This window comes from Gordonia sp. C13 (assembly GCF_023218005.1).
In the GTDB taxonomy this organism is placed as follows: Bacteria; Actinomycetota; Actinomycetes; order Mycobacteriales; family Mycobacteriaceae; genus Gordonia; species Gordonia namibiensis.
In genome coordinates this window covers 54,329-72,279 of record NZ_JALPSY010000030.1, presented here as the reverse complement: position 1 = coordinate 72,279, position 17,951 = coordinate 54,329, and the positions used below count along the sequence as shown (strand labels likewise).

General features: G+C 68.1%; 16 protein-coding genes. 5 read left to right on the top strand and 11 right to left on the bottom strand.

The genetic code is table 11. From position 1 onward, the window contains the following. Positions 1-216: 216 nt before the first annotated feature. From cydC to M1L58_RS19890, 5 genes are all read right to left on the bottom strand, one after another. Positions 217-1,935 (bottom strand): thiol reductant ABC exporter subunit CydC, encoded by a 1,719-nt coding sequence (gene cydC / locus M1L58_RS19910; RefSeq protein ID WP_248660203.1) that lies wholly within the window; start codon positions 1,933-1,935, stop codon positions 217-219. Beyond that, positions 1,917-3,599 (bottom strand): thiol reductant ABC exporter subunit CydD, encoded by a 1,683-nt coding sequence (cydD, locus tag M1L58_RS19905; RefSeq protein ID WP_248660202.1) that lies wholly within the window; start codon positions 3,597-3,599, stop codon positions 1,917-1,919. The genes cydC and cydD overlap by 19 nt, the downstream gene beginning before the upstream one ends. Next, a complete protein-coding gene (cydB, locus tag M1L58_RS19900) occupies positions 3,596-4,678 on the bottom strand; it encodes a cytochrome d ubiquinol oxidase subunit II (RefSeq protein WP_248660201.1) in 1,083 nt (360 codons plus the stop codon). Before cydB ends, cydD begins: the two co-directional genes overlap by 4 nt. A gap of 11 nt (positions 4,679-4,689) precedes the next feature. Continuing rightward, positions 4,690-6,276, bottom strand: a complete 1,587-nt coding sequence (locus M1L58_RS19895) for a cytochrome ubiquinol oxidase subunit I (RefSeq protein ID WP_248660200.1) — start codon at positions 6,274-6,276, stop codon at positions 4,690-4,692. Positions 6,277-6,483: 207 nt separating this feature from the next. Then, complete coding sequence (locus M1L58_RS19890) at positions 6,484-7,353, bottom strand: aminodeoxychorismate lyase (RefSeq protein WP_248660199.1); 870 nt, start codon at positions 7,351-7,353, stop codon at positions 6,484-6,486. Positions 7,354-7,427: 74 nt separating this feature from the next. Between M1L58_RS19890 and ygfZ the strand changes: the two genes are divergently transcribed. From ygfZ to M1L58_RS19875, 3 genes are all read left to right on the top strand, one after another. Further along, positions 7,428-8,606: a CAF17-like 4Fe-4S cluster assembly/insertion protein YgfZ gene (gene ygfZ, locus M1L58_RS19885; protein ID WP_248660198.1), complete on the top strand. Its 1,179-nt coding sequence runs from the start codon at positions 7,428-7,430 to the stop codon at positions 8,604-8,606. A gap of 3 nt (positions 8,607-8,609) precedes the next feature. After that, entirely contained in the window at positions 8,610-9,287 is a 678-nt protein-coding gene (locus M1L58_RS19880) for an MOSC domain-containing protein (protein WP_248660197.1), read from the top strand. Between the two features lie 94 nt (positions 9,288-9,381). Then, positions 9,382-9,558, top strand: coding sequence for a DUF3073 domain-containing protein (locus M1L58_RS19875; RefSeq protein WP_005194294.1), 177 nt, complete (start codon positions 9,382-9,384; stop codon positions 9,556-9,558). A 323-nt stretch (positions 9,559-9,881) separates the two neighbouring features. Here the strand turns inward: M1L58_RS19875 and purM are convergent, their stop codons facing one another. From purM to M1L58_RS19860, 3 genes are all read right to left on the bottom strand, one after another. Continuing rightward, a complete protein-coding gene (purM, locus tag M1L58_RS19870) occupies positions 9,882-10,994 on the bottom strand; it encodes a phosphoribosylformylglycinamidine cyclo-ligase (RefSeq protein ID WP_006865358.1) in 1,113 nt (370 codons plus the stop codon). 82 nt (positions 10,995-11,076) lie between these two features. After that, positions 11,077-12,684, bottom strand: coding sequence for an amidophosphoribosyltransferase (purF, locus tag M1L58_RS19865; RefSeq protein WP_006865359.1), 1,608 nt, complete (start codon positions 12,682-12,684; stop codon positions 11,077-11,079). Positions 12,685-12,844: 160 nt separating this feature from the next. Continuing rightward, positions 12,845-13,264 (bottom strand): sterol carrier family protein, encoded by a 420-nt coding sequence (locus M1L58_RS19860; RefSeq protein ID WP_248660196.1) that lies wholly within the window; start codon positions 13,262-13,264, stop codon positions 12,845-12,847. A gap of 47 nt (positions 13,265-13,311) precedes the next feature. On the opposite strand from M1L58_RS19860, the gene M1L58_RS19855 reads away from it, so the two are divergent. After that, positions 13,312-14,820 (top strand): glutamate--cysteine ligase, encoded by a 1,509-nt coding sequence (locus M1L58_RS19855; protein WP_248660195.1) that lies wholly within the window; start codon positions 13,312-13,314, stop codon positions 14,818-14,820. Between the two features lie 3 nt (positions 14,821-14,823). On the opposite strand, the gene M1L58_RS19850 is transcribed toward M1L58_RS19855, so the two are convergent. Together M1L58_RS19850 and M1L58_RS19845 are read right to left on the bottom strand one after the other, a co-directional pair. After that, positions 14,824-15,903, bottom strand: coding sequence for an NAD(P)H-dependent amine dehydrogenase family protein (locus M1L58_RS19850; RefSeq protein ID WP_248660194.1), 1,080 nt, complete (start codon positions 15,901-15,903; stop codon positions 14,824-14,826). A gap of 21 nt (positions 15,904-15,924) precedes the next feature. Beyond that, positions 15,925-16,560, bottom strand: coding sequence for a hypothetical protein (locus M1L58_RS19845; RefSeq protein WP_248660193.1), 636 nt, complete (start codon positions 16,558-16,560; stop codon positions 15,925-15,927). A gap of 35 nt (positions 16,561-16,595) precedes the next feature. Here M1L58_RS19845 and M1L58_RS19840 point away from each other — a divergent pair, with 35 nt between their 5' ends. Further along, the gene (locus M1L58_RS19840) at positions 16,596-17,540 is read left to right on the top strand and encodes a glycerophosphodiester phosphodiesterase (protein ID WP_248660192.1); all 945 of its coding nucleotides are present in this window, start codon (positions 16,596-16,598) and stop codon (positions 17,538-17,540) included. Here the strand turns inward: M1L58_RS19840 and M1L58_RS19835 are convergent. After that, the gene (locus M1L58_RS19835) at positions 17,529-17,945 is read right to left on the bottom strand and encodes a DUF2752 domain-containing protein (RefSeq protein WP_248660191.1); all 417 of its coding nucleotides are present in this window, start codon (positions 17,943-17,945) and stop codon (positions 17,529-17,531) included. The genes M1L58_RS19840 and M1L58_RS19835 overlap by 12 nt on opposite strands. Positions 17,946-17,951 lie beyond the last annotated feature (6 nt).

Sequence of the window (17,951 nt, the reverse complement as noted above, 5' to 3'; positions counted from 1 at the left end):
CCCGGCCCCCCCCCACGAAGGCCTGGCGAGATGACGTCGCCGGCCCTTCGTGGCTCGCTTCGCTCGCACCTCAGGGAACGGGTGGGCACATTCGCTCGCACTCAGCGAACGGGTGGGCACCTCCCCGACAACCGGCAGACTTCAACTCCACCGGCAGACTTCGACTCCACCGGCAGACTTCGATCGACGTCTGCAAGTCGAGTTGAGGTTCGCCGGTCAAAAGTCGCGCGCCGAGGCCGGTTCCAGCTCCACCATCTGCGCACTGCCGACGTCTGCCGGGAGCTGGTGGGTCACGACCACGACGATGCGATCGGGACCGAAGAGGTCGTCCTCGACACCGAGGAGGCGTCGGAGGAGACCGTCGGCGTCGTCGGCAGAGAGGTGTTCGGTCGGCTCGTCGAGCAGGACCATCGGTGCCGGGTGGAGCAGCGCGCGAGCGAGGAGCAGGCGTCGACGCTCGCCGCCGCTGACGGCGTCGGCACCGCCGGTCAGGGTGGTGTCCAGACCGTCCGGAAGCCGTTCGGCCCAGCCGTCGAGGCCGACCGTCGTCAGCGCCGCGAGGATCTCGTCGTCCGTGGCGTCACCCCGCGCGACGCGCATGTTCTCGCGGACCGACGTCGAGAAGAGATGTGCTTCCTCGGCGAAATAGCAACCGGCCGAGCGAAGGTCGACGGGTGCGCGGCTCGACACGTCGACACAGGCGATGTCCCCGTCGACCGGATTGAGCAGCCCGGCGAGGGTCAGCAGAAGTGTGGACTTGCCGACGCCGGTGGGTCCGACGACCGCCAGCCGCGATCCCGGTCGCAGGTCGAGGTCCAGACCGTCCGCAGGACCGAGGACACCACGGTCCCCGCGGCCCCACCGCAATCGGTCGGTCGACACCTCGACCATGCCGCGGTGGACCGCCACATCTGCACCGGACGGTTCGGTGCTGTCCGCGGCGTGTGCGCCGTCGACCAGAGCCATCACCCGCGCGGCGCTCTGACGACTGCGCTCGATCTGCAGTCCGGCCTCGGTCAGCGGCGCGGTCGACTCGAAAGCCGAGAGCGGAAGCAGGATCAGCACACCGAGGATCATCGGGGTGAGCCCCTCACCACTGGCGATCCCGGCGATCGAACCGGTTGTCTGCGACGCCAACTGGATGGCGATCACGCAGGCCGCGACCAGCGACGCACCCATCGCGAGCGGGGTTGCCGCGGCGGCCGCCGCCTCCAGCCGACGACCCCGATCGGTGGCCGCGAGGTGCCGGCGATCGGCATCCGCGGCGGTCTCGAGCAGTTCCTTACGCCGACGCGCGACGACGAGTTCGGATGCGTGCCACAGGGTGGTCGTCGTGGCCTCTGCGGATGCGGTGGCGGCCCGCGCACCGTCGCGGAGGGCCGAGGCACCACCGCGTGCCGCGAGCCACGGGGCGAGACCACCACTGATGATGAGCGCGACGGCGAGCACTGCGGCGGCGGGCAGCGAGACCAGCGCCATCACGACGACCGCGGCCACCGCCGTCGTCACACCCACACCGATGGGGATCAGGCCGCGGATGAGTGCGTTGCCGATCTCGTCGATGTCATCGCCGGTGCGGGTCAACAGGTCTCCGCGCCGGAGGGTCACCGAGTAGGCCGGTGAGCCGGTCGCGAGCGCCGTGTAGACCCGTTCGCGGGCGGTCGTCATCGCACGCAGGGCGAGGTCGTGGGTGGCGAGTCGTTCGAGGTAACGGAACAGGCCGCGCGAGATACCGAGTGCGCGCACGGCGGTGATCGCGACCGACAGGTACAGCACCGGCGGCATCTGCCAGGCCCGGGTGATCAGCCACGCCGACAAGGCCGCGAGGCCGAGCGCCGACAGCGACCCGCCGACGCCGAGCAGCAGGGCCTTGGCGACCGCACCCCGGCGCAGGCCGAGGAAACCGAGCGCGCGGATCAGTGGGTCGTCGCGCATGGCACACCTCCGTCGAATTCGACCACCTGGTCGGCGAATTCACGCGCGATCCCCCGGTGGGCCACCACGATGACCGTGTCACCGGCGCGTGCACGGTCGCGGAGCACGGTGAGGACCGCACGTTCGGATGCCTCGTCGAGGTGGGCGGTCGGCTCGTCGAGCAGCAACAGCGGAGCCGGCGACGCGAGCACTCGCGTGAGTGCGAGCCGCTGACGCTGGCCGGCGGAGAGCCCTACGCCGCCCGCACCGAGTCGGGTGTCGAGCCGCTTGGGCAGTTCGAGCACGACGGAGTCGAATCCGCTGGCCGTCGAGGCACGGTCGGCGGCGTCGCGGTCGAGCGCGCCGAAGAGTTCCACGTTCTCGCCGACCGTGCCCGGCACGACGACCGGCTGCTGCGGCAGCCAGGCGATCTGCTCGTGCAGGGACTCTGGATCGGCATGGGTGACCGGGATGGACCCGATGAGCACCGAACCGTCGTCGGGTGTCAGCAGACCCATGATCGCGGCCAGGGTCGTGGATTTCCCCGAACCGTTCGGCCCAGTGAACAGCGTGAGCGAGCCGGGCCGGATCGTCGCGCGCAGCGACTCCGGCGCCCAGCCGTCACGGCCGTGCACCCCGAGGTCGAGGATGGTGATCGGCGCGCCCGCTACGGTGACTCCGCGGCCACCGCTGACCGGCATCGGCGCGGCGTCCTCGGGAGAGTCGATCAGCTCGAAGACCTCCCCGGCGGCGGTCACGCCATCGGCGGAGTTGTGGAACTGTGCGCCGACGCGTCGGAGCGGCAGATACGCCTCGGGCGCCAGGATCAGCGCGAAAACACCTGCGTAGAGCGACATCTCGCCGAACACCAGGCGCAGACCGATGCCGACGGCGACCAGGGCGACGCACAGGGTCGCGAGCAGCTCGAGGACGGCCCCGGACAGGAACGCCACCCGCAGCGAGCTCATCGTCGAACGCCGGTGTGCCTCACCGAGTTCGGCTACCTGGGCGGCCGGGGTCTCGGCGCGGTTCAGCGCCCGCAGAGTCGGCAGCCCGGCGATCAGATCCAGCAGCTGCGCGGTCAGTCTGCTCATCGTCGCCAGCTTGCGGGTGGTGCGATCCCGGGTCATGAGTCCGACGAGAACCATGAAGATCGGGATGAGCGGCAACGTGATCAGGATGATCAACGCCGACGGCCAGTCGGCGAAGGCGATCACCACGGTCACCGCCGGCGTGAGGATCACCGCGCTCACGAGTGCCGGCAGGAACCCGGAGAGATACGGCCCGAGCGCATCCAGTCCCCGCAACAGCACGGTCGTCGCGTGCTCACGCTGCGTCAGCAGCTTTCGCGGTGACGTCCGACGCGGATCGGTGAGCACGTCGAGTGCCTCCGACCGCAGTTCCGCGATCGCCTGCTCCGCCGCACGGTGCGCATACCGGTCGTGCCCGTAGGCCATCACGGCGCGAGCGGTCATCGCGACAGCCAGGACGACCAGGTGCACCCACTGCGCGTCGAAAGACCGCGACCCCGGGAAGACGATCAGCTCCGACAGGATCGAGGCGGCCATGCTCGCGGCCACGATGATCGCGATCACCTGCGCCACGGCGAACGCCGCCGTGACCGCGACGTAGCGTCGGGTCGTCGTTGAATACCGCAGCAGCCGCGGGTCGACCGGAGGCGTCACTTGCTCGACACGCGCAGCGAGGGCAGGCCGTGATGCTCCGGGATGTTCCCGACCGACAGGCGCTTACGGAAAACCCAGTAGCTCCACGCCTGGTAACCGATCACCACCGGGGTGATGAACAGCGCCGCCCACGTCATCACCGTCAGCGTGTAGTCGCTCGACGACGTGTTGTCGATGGTCAGGTTCCAGTCCGGGTTCAGGGTCGAGGGCAGCGCGTTCGGGAACAGCACCGCGAACAAGGTGGCCACCGTCCCGGCGATCGCGATCGAGGTGAACAGGAACGCCCATCCCTCCCGGCGCACCTGCGTCGCGACGAGCATGCCCACCGCGGCGACCGCGGCGATCAGCACCGGGATCCAGGTCCAGCCGTTGCCGTAAGCGAACTGCGTCCACAGCAGGAACGCGGCGGCCACGACGAGCGTCGGCCATGCGAGGCGGGAGGCGTAGCGGGCCGAATCCTCCTGCAGGACACCGGAGGTCTTCAGCGACAGGAACACCGCACCGTGGGTGAGGAACGCGAGCAGGGTCGTCGCACCGCCGAGCAGCGCGTACGGGTTCAGCAGGTTGAAGAACCCGCCGGTGTACTGGGCGTCGGCGTCGATCGGCAGGCCCCGCACCACGTTCGCGAAGGCGACCCCCCAGAGGATCGCGGGAATCCACGACCCCAGACCGATGCCGACGTCGCACCACTTGCGCCAGCGCGGATCGTTGATCTTGCCGCGCCACTCGATCGCGCACACACGGGTGATGAGGCCGATCAGAATGAGGAACAGCGGCAGGTAGAAGGCGGTGAACATCGTTGCGTACCAACCACCGAACGCCGCGAAGAGCGCGCCACCCGCGGTGAGCAGCCAGACCTCGTTGCCGTCCCACACCGGTCCGATGGTGTTGAGCAGCGCCCGCCGGCGCTTGTCGGGGTCGGCCTCGGGATCGTCGGGTGCGACCTTGTCGTCGCCACCGGTGTGACTCGACCCGAGGATCGGCATGAGCATGCCGACGCCGAAGTCGAAGCCCTCGAGGACGAAGTAGCCGACGAAGAGCACGGCGATGATGAGGAACCAGAATTCCGGGAGTCCCATGTCACTCTCCTCTAGTACGCGAACGAGAGCTGTTTGGGCTCATCGGAATCGGAGTCTGCTTCGTCGTCGCTGTGGCCTGGTGGCCGGGAGTCGTAGCTCGCCGGTCCCTCGATCACGTAGCGGCGCTGCAGCATGAACCAGACGACACCCAGCGCGCCGTAGAGCAGCGTGAACCCGATCAGGGTGACAAGCACCGTCCCCGCGGTGTGGTTGGAGACGCCGTTCTGCACGAGCATGCTGATGCGCAGCGGATCGAGGTCGTCCTCCCAGTTGGGTGCGACAACCCACGGCTGGCGGCCCATCTCGGTGAAGATCCAGCCGGAGCTGTTGGCCAGGAACGGGGTCGGGATCATCAGCAGGGCGATGAAGCCGAATCGCCTCGACTCGACCACCCGCTTGCGGCGCGTGTACCAGAGCCCGCCGAGGGCCACGACCACCGAGCCGGCCGCCCATGTGATCATCGCCCGGAAACCCCAGTAGGTGACGAACAGGTTGGGTGCGAAGTTCTGGTTGGCGGGCACGTTCGGGTTGTCGGCGAAGGCCTTCGTGTACTGCTCCTGCAGCTCCTCGACGCCCTGCAGGGTCGAATCGAAGGAGTGATCGGCCAGGAACGACAGCATCTTGGGGATCTCGATGATGTGATCGATGTTCTCGCAGTTGTTCTGACGTCCGATGGAGAGGACGGAGAAGCCGGGGCCGGTCGCGGTCTCGCAGAGCGATTCCGCCGAGGCCATCTTCATCGGCTGTTGCTTGAACATGATCTGTGCCTGGATGTCACCGGTGATGAACAGCGCGACGCCGGAGACTAGCGTGACCCACAGCGCGAACCGGGTGACCGGCCGCCACAGGTCGCGCGCGTCTTTCTCCAGGTCTTCCGGAGTGGCGTCGACGTGGCTCGGCGATGTGCTCTCCGGGACCTCACTGGTGTCACCGGTCTCGGACGCTTCCCGCAACTTCTTGGCGCGCCAGGTGTTGCGGGCCATCCACCAGATGCCGATGGCCGCGACGAAGGTGCCCGCGGTCAGGAACGCACCGGCGATCACGTGCGGGAAGGCGGCGAGCGTCGTGTTGTTGGTGATGACGGCGAAGAAGTCGTTCATGGCGGGGCGGCCACGGGTCTCGTCCCACTCGACGCCGACGGGGTGCTGCATCCACGAGTTCGCGGCGATGATGAAGTACGCCGACGCGTTGACGCCGATGGCCGCCAACCAGATACACGCCAGATGGACGCGTCGCGGCAGTCGGTCCCAGCCGAAGATCCAGAGTCCGATGAAGGTCGACTCCAGGAAGAAGGCGACCAGGCCTTCCAGCGCCAGCGGCGCACCGAAGACATCCGCGACGAAGCGGCTGTACTCACTCCAGTTCATCCCGAACTGGAACTCCTGCACGATGCCGGTGGCCACGCCGAGCGCGAAGTTGATCAGGAAGAGCTTCCCGAAGAACCGGGTCGCGCGCAGCCACTGCTCGTTGCCGGTGACGTGCCACACCGTCTGCATCACCGCGATCATCGGTGCGAGACCGATGGTCAGCGGCACCAGGATGAAGTGATAGACGGTCGTGATACCGAATTGCCATCTGGAGACGTCCAGAGCGTCCATGTATGCCTCGAATCAGGTCACCGGCTGAGCCGGCGGGTGCCGAAGTCGCCTACTACTTCCGGTAGTAGGCCCTGAGCGCGACGTTACGCCTGGTCACCGACCCTGTTCAAGCGCCAAAAGTCCCATCGGGCCACCGCCGCCGGTGCATTCGCTCTCACCCGCGACCAGATGTGATGCGGCCCCGGGATCAGCGCCGAGTGACCGAGATCAATCGCCTTCCGCGGCAATGGCCCGGTCCACCAGACCGGAGAACCGATCGGCGTCGGCAGGCACCGGCATCACGTAACGATTGAGATGGGTGACCCGGGCCGCGAGCGTCACACTGCTGACCAGCCAGACCGAGTCGGCCGCCACGAGGTCCTCCGGGCGCAGGATCTCGACCTTGGTCTTCCAGCCCTCCGCATCGGCGAGATCGAAGACGGCCTGGGCCGTCGTCGAGGCGAGGATGCCGATCTCCGTCGGCGGGGTGACCAACGTGTCCCCGTACACCGCGACCACCGTCGAGCGCGGCCCCTCGAGCACCGCCCCTTCGCTGCTGACGAAGATGACGTCGTCGTAGCCCTCGGATGCGGCATGACGCAGGGCAGCCATGTTGGTGGCATAGCTCAGCGTCTTCGCGCCGAGCAGTTGCCACGGCGCCTTGGCCGCCAGGTCGATGGAGAAACCGCGCTCGAGGGTGACCACCGAGACGCCGTCCGCGCGCGCGGAGGCGACGCGCTCGGGCACCCGCTCGACGGTCAGGTACGCCGTCGGGGCGTACCCGTGTTCGCGTCCGCGGGTGTAGACCAAACGCAGCAACGCCTCGTCCGACGTCCCGTGCTCGGCAGTCCACAGCTTGACCGCGTTCTCGATGGCAGCGCGCCACTCGTCGGGGTCCGGCGCCGGGAGCTCCATGGCGGTCGCGCTCCGGACGAGGCGTTCGAGGTGCAGGCGCACCCCACGCGCCCGGCCGGCACGGACGAGCAGGGTCTCGAAGACGCCGTCGCCGCGTACCGCCGCGAGGTCGTCGGCGTGCAGGAATGGTACATCGGCGTCGTGTTGGGTGCCGTCGAGGGTGAGCAGGATCGAATCCGACATGGATAAGAGGCTCCCACGAGCCCCCGACCCCTGCTCCACACCCCTGGTGCGCGACCGACCCGTAGAATCGAACCGTGAGCCGTTCACCCATCCTGACCAGGCATTCCAAGGGCGGGGCGGTCCCCGGCCCCGGAGAGTTCCACTCATCGGAGACCCCGTGGCACTTCGGTGATCCACTCGGGGAACAGAGAGCCGCCGCCACCGGGGTCATCGTCGTCGATCGTTCAGACCGCGCCGTCATCGAGATCCCCGGCGAGGAGCGCCTGAGCTGGCTGCACACCATCTCTAGCCAGCACATCGCCGCACTCCCCGACCGCCGTAGCGCGGAGAACCTGTCTCTCGACGCCAACGGTCGCGTCGAGGAGCACTTCGTCATGACCGACATCGACGGCATCACCTGGGTCGACACCGAGGGTGCACGCGGTGAGGCCCTCGCCGGATTCCTCGCCAAGATGGTGTTCTGGGCGAAGGCGCAGCCGGCCCCGCGGACCGACATGAGGGTCCTCACCCTCGTCGGTCCGGGTGCGGTGACCGGACCCGTTGCCGAGCCCCTCGAGATCCCCGCCGACGCGGACGTCTACCAGGCGGGCAATCTGCCCGAGACGCACCACGAGGACGAGCCGCTCGGCTTCTGGCGACGGATGCCGCCGCTCGGCGAGAACCGCGACCTGCCCGTCGTCGACCTCGTGCTGCCCGAGTTCGTCCTGTTGCGCTGGTGGGACGCACTCGTCGAGGCCGGTGCCCGGATGGCCGGCAGTTGGGCGTACGACGCGCTGCGTGTCGCGGCCCGCCGTCCGCGCCTCGGCGCCGATACCGACGAGCGGACGATCCCGCACGAGGTCGACTGGATCGGTGGTCCGGCCGATCAGGGCGCCGTCCATCTCGACAAGGGCTGCTATCGCGGCCAGGAGACGGTGGCCCGGGTCCACAACCTCGGCAAGTCGCCACGACGCCTGGTACTGCTGCATCTCGACGGGAGCTCGGATCAGCGTCCGACGACCGGCGATCCGGTCACCGCCGCCGGCCGCACCGTCGGCCGCCTCGGCACCGTCATCGATCACTACGAGTGGGGTCCCATCGCTCTCGCGCTCGTCAAGCGCAACGTCGGTGCGGACGTCGAACTGACGATCGGGACCGAGGAGCCGGTGAGCGCACGCATCGACCCGGACTCCATCCGCGAGGACGATCGCGTCCAGGCCGGTCGCGCCGCTGTCGAACGGCTGCGCAGCGGCTCGGTCACCCCGGGTAGCTGACGCGTGGACACCGGAACAGTGCTGGCCGTCTGCGCGGCCGGCCGAGATGTCGTCCTCGACAAGATCGGACCCTCCGCGATCGACAAGCGGCCGCTGGCCGGCCGTGCCGAGGTGCACGAGCTGGGTCTGGTCGCCGACCATCAACGCAACCGTAGATATCACGGCGGCGTCGATCAGGCGGTGTACGCCTACGCCGAACCCGACGCGCAACGCTGGTCCGACGAACTCGGACGTGAGCTTCCTTACGGCTGGTTCGGCGAGAACCTGCGGATCGACGGGATCGACGTCACCGACGCCTTCGTGGGTGAGCGCTGGCAGGTCGGTGACGACGGGCTCCTCCTCGAGACCACCATCCCTCGCGTACCGTGCCGGACCTTCGCGGTCTGGGCGGATGAGCCCAGGTGGGTGAAGAGGTTCATGGACCAGGCCGATTTCGGTGCCTACCTGCGCGTTCTCCAACCGGGCACGGTAGCCGCGGGCGATTCGGTGACGGTGATCCACCGTCCCGACCATGGCGTCCGGGTCCGACAACTGCTCGTCGACGCCGACCCCGAGTCGATCAGGACACTGCTCGCCGCCGACGATCTGCCGGTCAAGGTCCGTCGCGAGGCGCAGCGGATTCTGGGCAAGGTGGAGAGATCGGGCGGCGCGGCGAGGCAGGGCGCGGCACACAAGTCCTGAAGGCGCGCTAGACTGGGCAGCACGACAGAATTACTTCAAGAGAACGGGGCCGCCAAATCGTTGGCCGCCCCGTCATTTTGCGAGGGGGTCCCGTATGGGCCGCGGCCGGGCAAAGGCAAAGCAGACGAAGGTTGCTCGTCAGCTGAAGTACTCCACTCCGAACACCGATCTCGAAAGCCTGCAGCGTGAGCTGTCCGGGCAGACCAGCTCGGTAGATCGTCCGGATCCGGTGGATGAGTGGTTGGACGAGGACGAGTGGCGCCGCGCCTGAGGCGCGCCACTCATGGGTGCCGGTCTCCCCGACGACACCCGATCCCACCCCACCACGACCTCTCCGCTCAGCGGACCCGCGGTGACGCGGGTTGATGTTTTCGTACGTACCAGACGGCCGCAGGTGACTGCGGCCGTCTGATGCGTGCGCGGTCGTTTCTCGACTTCCAGCGGTGCTCACCGCGGTGACAACCGGCGATGAGCATCGCTGATCTGTGCTGTCCACCGGAGTGGCGATCATTCTCTGACGACGAGAAAGCGGCGGGAACCCGAGGGTCCCCGCCGCTTTCTCGTACGTGTGAAGGCGGTGTGCGCCCGTGACTCTCAGAAGCGCGGGTGCTCACCCACCAGGGAGACGCGTGAGCCGGCTTCGGTGCTCTTGGGGTCGTTGGACCGCTTGATGGTGCCGAGGACCCAGTTGTCGACGTGCCGGGCGGTCAGGACCGCCTGCGCGCGGTCGGTGTCCTCGGGCGCGACCACCGCGACCATGCCGACACCCATGTTGAAGGTGCGCTCCATCTCGAGCTGCTCGACGCGTCCGCGCTGCTGGATGAGAGCGAAGATCGGGGCCGGGGTCCAGGTGTTGCGTTCCAGTTCGGCCACGAGGCCCTGCGGGATGACGCGGGCCAGGTTCTCGGCCAGACCGCCACCGGTGATGTGTGCGAAGGTCCGCACGTCCGCCTCGGCGATCAGCGCGAGGCAGTCACGGGCGTAGATGCGGGTCGGCTCGAGGAGTTCCTCGCCGAGCGAGCGGCCGAACTCCTCGACGTGGCCGAAGAGATCCATGTGGCCCCACTCGAGCAGCACCTTGCGGGCGAGCGAGTAGCCGTTGGAATGCAGACCCGACGATCCCATGGCGATGACGACGTCGCCGGCACGGACGCGGTCGGGGGCGAGGACCTTGTCGGCCTCGACGACGCCGACGGCGGTGGCCGACAGGTCGTAATGGTTGTCCTGCATGAGTCCGGGGTGTTCGGCGGTCTCGCCGCCGAGCAGTGCACATCCGGCCTCGACACAGCCGTCGGCGATGCCGGCGACGATCTGCGCGACGGTCTCGGGGACGACCTTGCCGACGGCGATGTAGTCCTGGAGGAAGAGCGGCTCGGCGCCGCAGACGACGAGGTCGTCGACGCACATGGCGACGAGGTCGCGTCCGACGGTGTCGTGCTTGTCGATGGCCTGCGCGACGGCGAGCTTGGTGCCGACGCCGTCGCTGGCGGCGGCGAGGACCGGCTCGCGGTAGTTGCCCTTCAGCGCGAAGAGGCCCGAGAAGCCGCCGAGACCGCCGAGGACCTCGGGGCGCGACGCACGTTTCGCATGCGGGGTGATCAGCTCTACGGCTCGTTCACCGGCGTCGATGTCGACTCCGGCCGCCGCGTACGACGCCTGCGGCGTAGCGCCCGTCGTCTCGTCGGCCGCCGCATCCCGCTCCGTCATCTCCGCAAGCACCCCTTGTCAAAAGTTGTTACCGGCGTGTTCGCCGACGATCACACGGTACCGGAGTGCCTTGCCCCCGAATTCAGGGACGCATCACTGCGCTGACGTTGTCGTTGGGCTTGGTCAGCGGGTCGACGGTTCCGTCGTGTGCAGCGGAGGCCAGCATCTGCTCCAGAACCGCCTTGCCCATGGAGGTCTCCTTGGGCAGCTCGATCGGGTACTTGCCGTCGAAGCAGGCCGCGCACAGGTTCGATGCGGGCTGCTCGGTGGCACCGATCATCTCGTCGATGCTGATGTAGCCGAGCGAGTCGGCGCCGATGGCCTGGCGCACGCCCTCGACCATGCCCTCCTCGGACTCCATACCGTTGGCGATGAGTTCCGCCGGGGAGGCGAAGTCGATGCCGTAGAAGCAGGGCCAGCGCACGGGGCTGGAGGCGATCCGCACGTGCACCTCGGCGGCACCGGCCTCGCGCAGCATGCGGATGAGGGCGCGCTGGGTGTTGCCGCGCACGATCGAGTCGTCGACGACGACGAGACGTTTGCCGCGGATCACCTCGCGCAGCGGATTCAGCTTGAGTCGGATGCCGAGCTGACGGATCGTCTGCGACGGCTGGATGAAGGTGCGGCCCACGTAGGCGTTCTTCATCAGGCCCTGGCCGTAGGGAATGCCCGAGCCCTGGGCGAAGCCGACGGCCGCGGGTACACCCGACTCCGGCACCGGGATCACCAGGTCACCCTCGGCGGGATGTTCCTTGGCCAGGCGGCGGCCGATCTCCACCCGAGTGGAGTGCACCGACCGGCCGTGGATGTTGGAGTCCGGGCGGGCCAGGTAGACGTATTCGAAGACGCAGCCCTTCGGCGTCGGCTCGGCGAAGCGCTTGGTGCGCACGCCGTCGGCGTCGATCGCCAGCAGCTCACCGGGTTCGATGTCGCGGACGAAGGATGCGCCGACGATGTCGAGGGCGGCGGTCTCCGATGCGACGACCCAGCCGCGGTCGAGGCGGCCGAGCGACAACGGACGCACACCGTGCGGGTCACGCGCCGCATAGAGGGTGTGCTCGTCCATGAAGGTCAGGCAGAAGGCGCCCTTGAGGGTCGGCAGCAGCTCCATGGCCGCCTGCTCGATCGAGCTGTCGGCGGCGCCGTGTGCCAGGAGAGCACCGACGACATCGGAGTCCGACGTCGCCGCCGAGCTCTTGATGCCCTTGTCCCGGGCGCGAGCGGCGAGGTCGGCGGTGTTGACGAGATTTCCGTTGTGCCCGAGCGCGACGCCGGTGCCGGCATCGGTGGTGCGGAAGATCGGCTGGGAGTTCTCCCAGGTGGTCGAACCGGTGGTGGAGTACCGGCAGTGTCCGATGGCGACGTGGCCGCTCATCGCACCCAGTGTCTGCTCGTCGAACACCTGGCTGACGAGGCCCAGGTCTTTGAACACGACGACCTGACTGCCGTCGCCGACGGCGATGCCCGCCGCTTCCTGCCCGCGATGCTGCAGCGCGTAGAGGCCGTAGTAGGTGAGCTTGGCCACTTCCTCACCGGGCGCCCAGACTCCGAATACGCCGCACTCCTCGCGCGGTTCGTTCTCGGGCTGGTCCAGTGGAGCGGGTTCGGGCGCGCACCCTCCGGCTGCGGAGCATCCGCCCGCCGGTGTGGGAGCGAGCAGGTTCACGTTGGCGATCGAGCGATCAGTCATCGACTAGCTCCCCTGGGCTGCGAATCGGTTAACACGTCAATGTGCTGGGAGACAATTCGGAGTTTACGTGCCTGTTGCCTTCCAGAGCGAATCTTGCAGCGGCGTTCGGAGCGCAGTAATTCCACGCAGGAGCGAGGAGTGACGGATCACACTCGGCGGATCACCGGCTTCTCCACGGGCCCGGACCCAGCGGAACCAGTGGCAACGGCTCTGCGACCAGGTCCGCGCGGTGGCCCGATGCGTCGAGTTCGCCGGCGCCGAGCGCGGCGTCGTAGGTCCGCAGCCCGGTCACCATCAGCAGCCACGTCCGGGGCGAGGTCTCGACGACGTTGGGCGGCGTCCCCCGCGTGTGGCGCGGACCCTCGATGCACTGCACGGCGACGAACGGCGGGACACGGACCTCGACAGAGTTGCCCGGGGCGAGGTGTTCGAGGGTGCGGGCCGTGAGGCGGACAGCGGCGGCGAGGGCGGGCCGCGACGGGGTGGGGGCCGACTCGTCGACGAGCCAGTCGGCGACCGCGAGGACGGCGGCGCGCACCTCGGCCGGGTCGGGTCTCTTACGCGGGGGCACGTCAGTCATCTTGCAACGCCGGTTGACGGCGCCCGAATTGGGGCAGTATGTCTCGCATGGGCGCGGAAGTGAACAAGCAGGAGTTCACCGGCGAGGATCGCGTGAGGTTCCGGCGGCAGGTCGGTCGCGGGACCGACGCGATTGCACGGATGTTGGCCGAAGGGCTGTTCACCGACCAGGGCCGGCCACCCAAACCCCTCCTCGGTATGGAGGTGGAACTGAACCTCGTCGACGAGCAGATGCGTCCCGCCATGGCCAACGCCGCCGTCCTCGAGGCGATCGCCGACCCCGACTATCAGACCGAACTCGGGCAGTTCAACATCGAGATCAACGTGTCACCGCGGCCCTTCACCACCGACGACACGATCTCGCTGGAACAGGCGCTGCGGACGTCACTGAACCGTGCGGAGGACCGCGCCGCCCGTACGGACAACCACCTGGTGATGATCGGCATGCTGCCGACGCTGAAGGCCGAACACTTTGCCCATCAGTGGATCTCGGCCAACCCTCGCTACGACCTGCTGAACGAGCAGATCTTCAACGCCCGCGGCGAGGACCTCGAGATCGACATCAGCGGCGTCCCCCTGGCCGACGGTTATCACACCGAACGCCTCCACACGTCCACCGATTCGATCCTCCCCGAAGCCGCCTGCACCTCGCTGCAGTTGCACCTGAGGGTGGCCCCGGAAGACTTTGCGGCGCATTGGAATGCCGCCCAGGCCATCTCCGGGATCCAGGTGGCGCTGGCCGGCAACTCCCCGTTCCTCGCCGAGACCGCGCTGTGGCACGAAAGCCGTATCCCGGTGTTCGAGCAGGCCACCGACACCCGGCCGTTGGAGCTGAAGAACCAGGGCGTACGCCCGCGCGTCTGGTTCGGCGAACGTTGGATCAACACCATCTTCGACCTGTTCGAGGAGAACACGCGCTACTTCCCCGCTCTCCTACCCGTCTCGACCGACGTCGACCCCCTGGCCGAACTCGACGCCGGACGTATCCCGATGCTCGACGAACTGCGACTGCACAACGGCACGGTCTACCGCTGGAATCGGCCCGTCTACGACATCCATGAGGGCCAGGCACATCTTCGTGTCGAGAACAGGGTGCTCCCCGCCGGACCGACGGTCGTCGACACGATGGCCAACGCCGCCTTCTACTACGGGGTGGTCCGCGGGCTGGTCGAGGCCGACCGGCCGCTGTGGTCACAGATGTCGTTCAACGCGGCCGCCGAGAACCTGCAGTCCGGTGCGCATTTCGGCATGGAGTCGCAGCTCTACTGGCCCGACGTCGGCTGGGTACGACCGGATGAACTCGTGCTCCGTCGCCTGCTGACCCTCGCCGAGAAAGGCCTTCGCGCATACGGGGTCTCGGACAAGGCCCGCAAGCGGTACCTGTCGGTGATCGAGGGACGCTGCGTCAACCGCCGGACCGGTTCGGTGTGGCAGCGTGAGTCCGTCGCCGCCCGGGAGAAGGCCGGCGACAGCCGGTCGGCCGCACTGACCGGCATGCTCGCCGACTACGTGACCCTCATGCACGAGGGCGAACCCGTCCACACATGGGAGGTGTGAGCACTACCCTCGCGCCACCAGACCACGACCGGTGATGAGCGGCAGATCCAGGGCGGTCACCAAGCCGGGCTTTGCATCGACCACCGCGGCAACCGAATTGACCAGCCGCATGGCCGTGACGATCATCCCGGAGACGTTGTGGTCGCCGTTCTCCCCGTGATGGCCGAACTCGACGGTCATCTCCGGTTCGCCGGAGATCGCTATCCGATAGCAGCCGTCACCCTCATGCGGCGTCGGCCAATCCGGGCATTGATCGGCATGCGTGCGTGTGTAGTGTTCCAGCACAACACGATCCACACCGTCGACCTGGCCGGCGACCTCGAACCGCAGCGCCGCCATGGTCCCCTTCGGGATCTCCACCGACACCGTCGAGTAGTCGCGGTCCGCCTCGACCCGCTCGACCCGTTCGACGAGTGGCTCGTCGAGGGAGAGGCCGAGGCCGGCGGCGATCTGTCGCACCACGCTGCCCCAGCCCATCGACAGGATGCCGGGCGACAGCAACAACGGCGTGGTGTCCATGGGTTGTCCGAAGCCGAACAGGTCCCGCATGACGACCGGCTGGTAATAGGTCGAGTAGTCGGCGATCTCCTGGCACCGAACCTCGTCGATCCGCTGCGACAGACTCGTCATCGACAGCGGCAGAACGTCATTGGCGAAGCCAGGATCGATACCGTTGACGTGCAGACTCGCCCCGCCGGTGCGTCCCGCCGCGGCGATCCGCTCCAGTAGCGAATCGGGCAGGATTCCCTGCGGGAACTGCAGCACCACCGGCCCGCTCGACACCACGTTGATCCCGTTCTCCACGAAGAAGATCAGGTCCTCGATCGACTCCATGACGCGGTCGTCGGTCATCGCGGTGTGGACGATGCAGTCGGGTCTCAGGGCGATCAGTGCGTCCCGGTCGTCGGTCGCGGCGACGCCGAGCTCACGACCGAGACCCGCCAGTTCTCCGGCGTCCTTCCCGACCTTGTCCGGACTCGACACCCAGACCCCGACGAGTTCGAGGTCGGGACGGGCGTCGATCCCGGCGATCGCATGTCTTCCGACGGTTCCGGTCGACCACTCGACCACGCGCAGAGTCATGCCCTCAAACTAGAACACGTTTCAACTGTGCGGTGCCGGTTCGACGAGAACAGGTCGGGACCGCAACCAGAGTCCGGTGACCACCGCGACGGTCGCGGCCATGCAGATTCCGGCCAGTGCGAAGGCGACCGCCATCGTGGCACCGGGGGTGGACTCGTCGATGAACGGACCGGGCAGGAAGGTGAAGACCAGTCCCACCGTCCAGGCGACCACGTTCACCGGTATCCACTGCCATGCGTGGGGGATTCGGTTCCGAAGAACGACGTACTGCGCCGAGGGAATGCTGATCAGCAGCGCCACGGCGCCCGCGCCGGCCACGACCCAGGTGAGGGGATTCCCGAGGTCGATGTCGACACCCAGATCGACGAGACTCGACGGCGCCATCCCCAACGACCAGGCGATCATGGCGCCGACCGCGGTCGCCGGAACCCATCGCGCGGACGGGACCTGCCACGACGTCCCGCGGAGAGCGACCGCCTGACCGACACCGAGCAGCGCGCCCTCGCCGGCCCCACACACGACCATGAGCAGCCAGGCCCATCCAACCGGGAGCCCGGTGATGGCGGAGATCGCGAACCCGGCGACCGGGATGAGGAATCCGGCCGACTCGGCCATCGTCACCGCACCGACCCATCTGGGCATCGAGAAGGCCGCCATCTGCCAGACCCTACCGGGACTAGTCTCGGAAGACGATGTCCCAGACGAGCACACCATCAGCGCCCGATCCGGCGCGTCCGCCTCTGTACGTCGACTTCGACGGGCACCGGACCATGCTCAAGTGGCACCGCGGGCGCCGTCGCGCCGACGACCCGGCCTTCACCGCTTCTCGCATCATGGAGGGGATGCGGCTGGGCGCGAGCATCGAGGTGGATCTGATCATTCACGCCGACCGCGGTTTCGCGATCCTGCACGACCGCGCCGTCGATCACGCCACCACCGGAACCGGGGCGATCTCGGCGCTACCCGCGGCCTACCTCCGCGGACTGTCCCTGCGCGACAACCAAGGAAGGGCCCTCGACGAACCGGTCCTGCTGCTCGAGGACCTCACCGAACTGTTCTCGAGCATCGACATCGCACCGTCGTCGATCCTCCAGCTCGACTTCAAGGAGGACGACGCCGCGCTCGATCCGCGGGCCGTGGACATCTTCGCGCGTAGCGTCGAGCCGCTGGCTTCGCACTACATCCTGTCCTGCGGCGATGCGGCGGCCGTGGCGCGGCTGACGTCGGCGGCCCCTGGGATCCGCATCGGGTACGACCCCTGCCATCACGGCGCCGCCGACGCGGCGATCCGGTCCGGCGATTTCGCCGGTTTCGTCGCGCGTGCGCTCGCCGCGTCACCGGACGCGGAGATGGTCTATCTGGAGAACCGCCTGATCCTTGCCGCCGACCGGAGAGGCTTCGATCTCGTCGACGCCTTCCACCGCCACGGCCGGCTCGTCGACGGTTACACGGTGACCCGCGTCGGATCTCGTTCGGTCCCGGATATCCGACGGCTGCTGGAGTTACGGGTCGACCAGATCACCACCGACGACCCGGAGGGGCTTGCCGCGCTCGATCTCGATGCCGCCGGTCCCGGCGGGTCACGGCTGGTCCGGTGGGTCCGGCGCACCGGGCGCCGCGGCCCGTCAGACGTGTAGGGACCAGAACGGTTCCACCGGGATGTTCCGGACGACGAACCAGGCGACCACGGCGACGAGCACCACGACGGCGGAATAACGCATGTTCTGCCAGCCGCGAATTCGCCGACCGGTCCACAATCGCAGGCAGTAGGCGCCGAATACGAAGAGCAGCAACCCGATCGCGAGTACGAAGGCCGCGTTGTAATGCAGCGCCGCAGAGAGATCGCCGTGCAGAAGCGAGTACAGCGCACGCTGCGAACCGCAGCCCGGACAGGTCACCCCGAAGACCAACTTGGTGGGACACACCGGGAGCAACCCACCGGGCGTGGTCGGATCTCCCAGCAGCACTGCCGCGCAGCAGATCCCGGCCCCGGTGACCACGGTCGCCGGACCGAGGATCCGATGGTTCGAGAGGACCGACACCCGTCG

Bases quoted from the DNA above. Each gene is read 5' to 3' on its own strand.
- cydC (WP_248660203.1), bottom strand. From the start codon at position 1,935: ATGCGCGACGACCCACTGATCCGCGCGCTCGGTTTCCTCGGCCTGCGC.
- cydB (WP_248660201.1), bottom strand. From the start codon at position 4,678: ATGGGACTCCCGGAATTCTGGTTCCTCATCATCGCCGTGCTCTTCGTC.
- M1L58_RS19895 (WP_248660200.1), bottom strand. From the start codon at position 6,276: ATGGACGCTCTGGACGTCTCCAGATGGCAATTCGGTATCACGACCGTC.
- M1L58_RS19890 (WP_248660199.1), bottom strand. From the start codon at position 7,353: ATGTCGGATTCGATCCTGCTCACCCTCGACGGCACCCAACACGACGCC.
- M1L58_RS19875 (WP_005194294.1), top strand. From the start codon at position 9,382: ATGGGCCGCGGCCGGGCAAAGGCAAAGCAGACGAAGGTTGCTCGTCAG.
- purM (WP_006865358.1), bottom strand. From the start codon at position 10,994: ATGACGGAGCGGGATGCGGCGGCCGACGAGACGACGGGCGCTACGCCG.
- purF (WP_006865359.1), bottom strand. From the start codon at position 12,684: ATGACTGATCGCTCGATCGCCAACGTGAACCTGCTCGCTCCCACACCG.
- M1L58_RS19860 (WP_248660196.1), bottom strand. From the start codon at position 13,264: ATGACTGACGTGCCCCCGCGTAAGAGACCCGACCCGGCCGAGGTGCGC.
- M1L58_RS19855 (WP_248660195.1), top strand. From the start codon at position 13,312: ATGGGCGCGGAAGTGAACAAGCAGGAGTTCACCGGCGAGGATCGCGTG.
- M1L58_RS19850 (WP_248660194.1), bottom strand. From the start codon at position 15,903: ATGACTCTGCGCGTGGTCGAGTGGTCGACCGGAACCGTCGGAAGACAT.
- M1L58_RS19845 (WP_248660193.1), bottom strand. From the start codon at position 16,560: ATGGCGGCCTTCTCGATGCCCAGATGGGTCGGTGCGGTGACGATGGCC.
- M1L58_RS19840 (WP_248660192.1), top strand. From the start codon at position 16,596: ATGTCCCAGACGAGCACACCATCAGCGCCCGATCCGGCGCGTCCGCCT.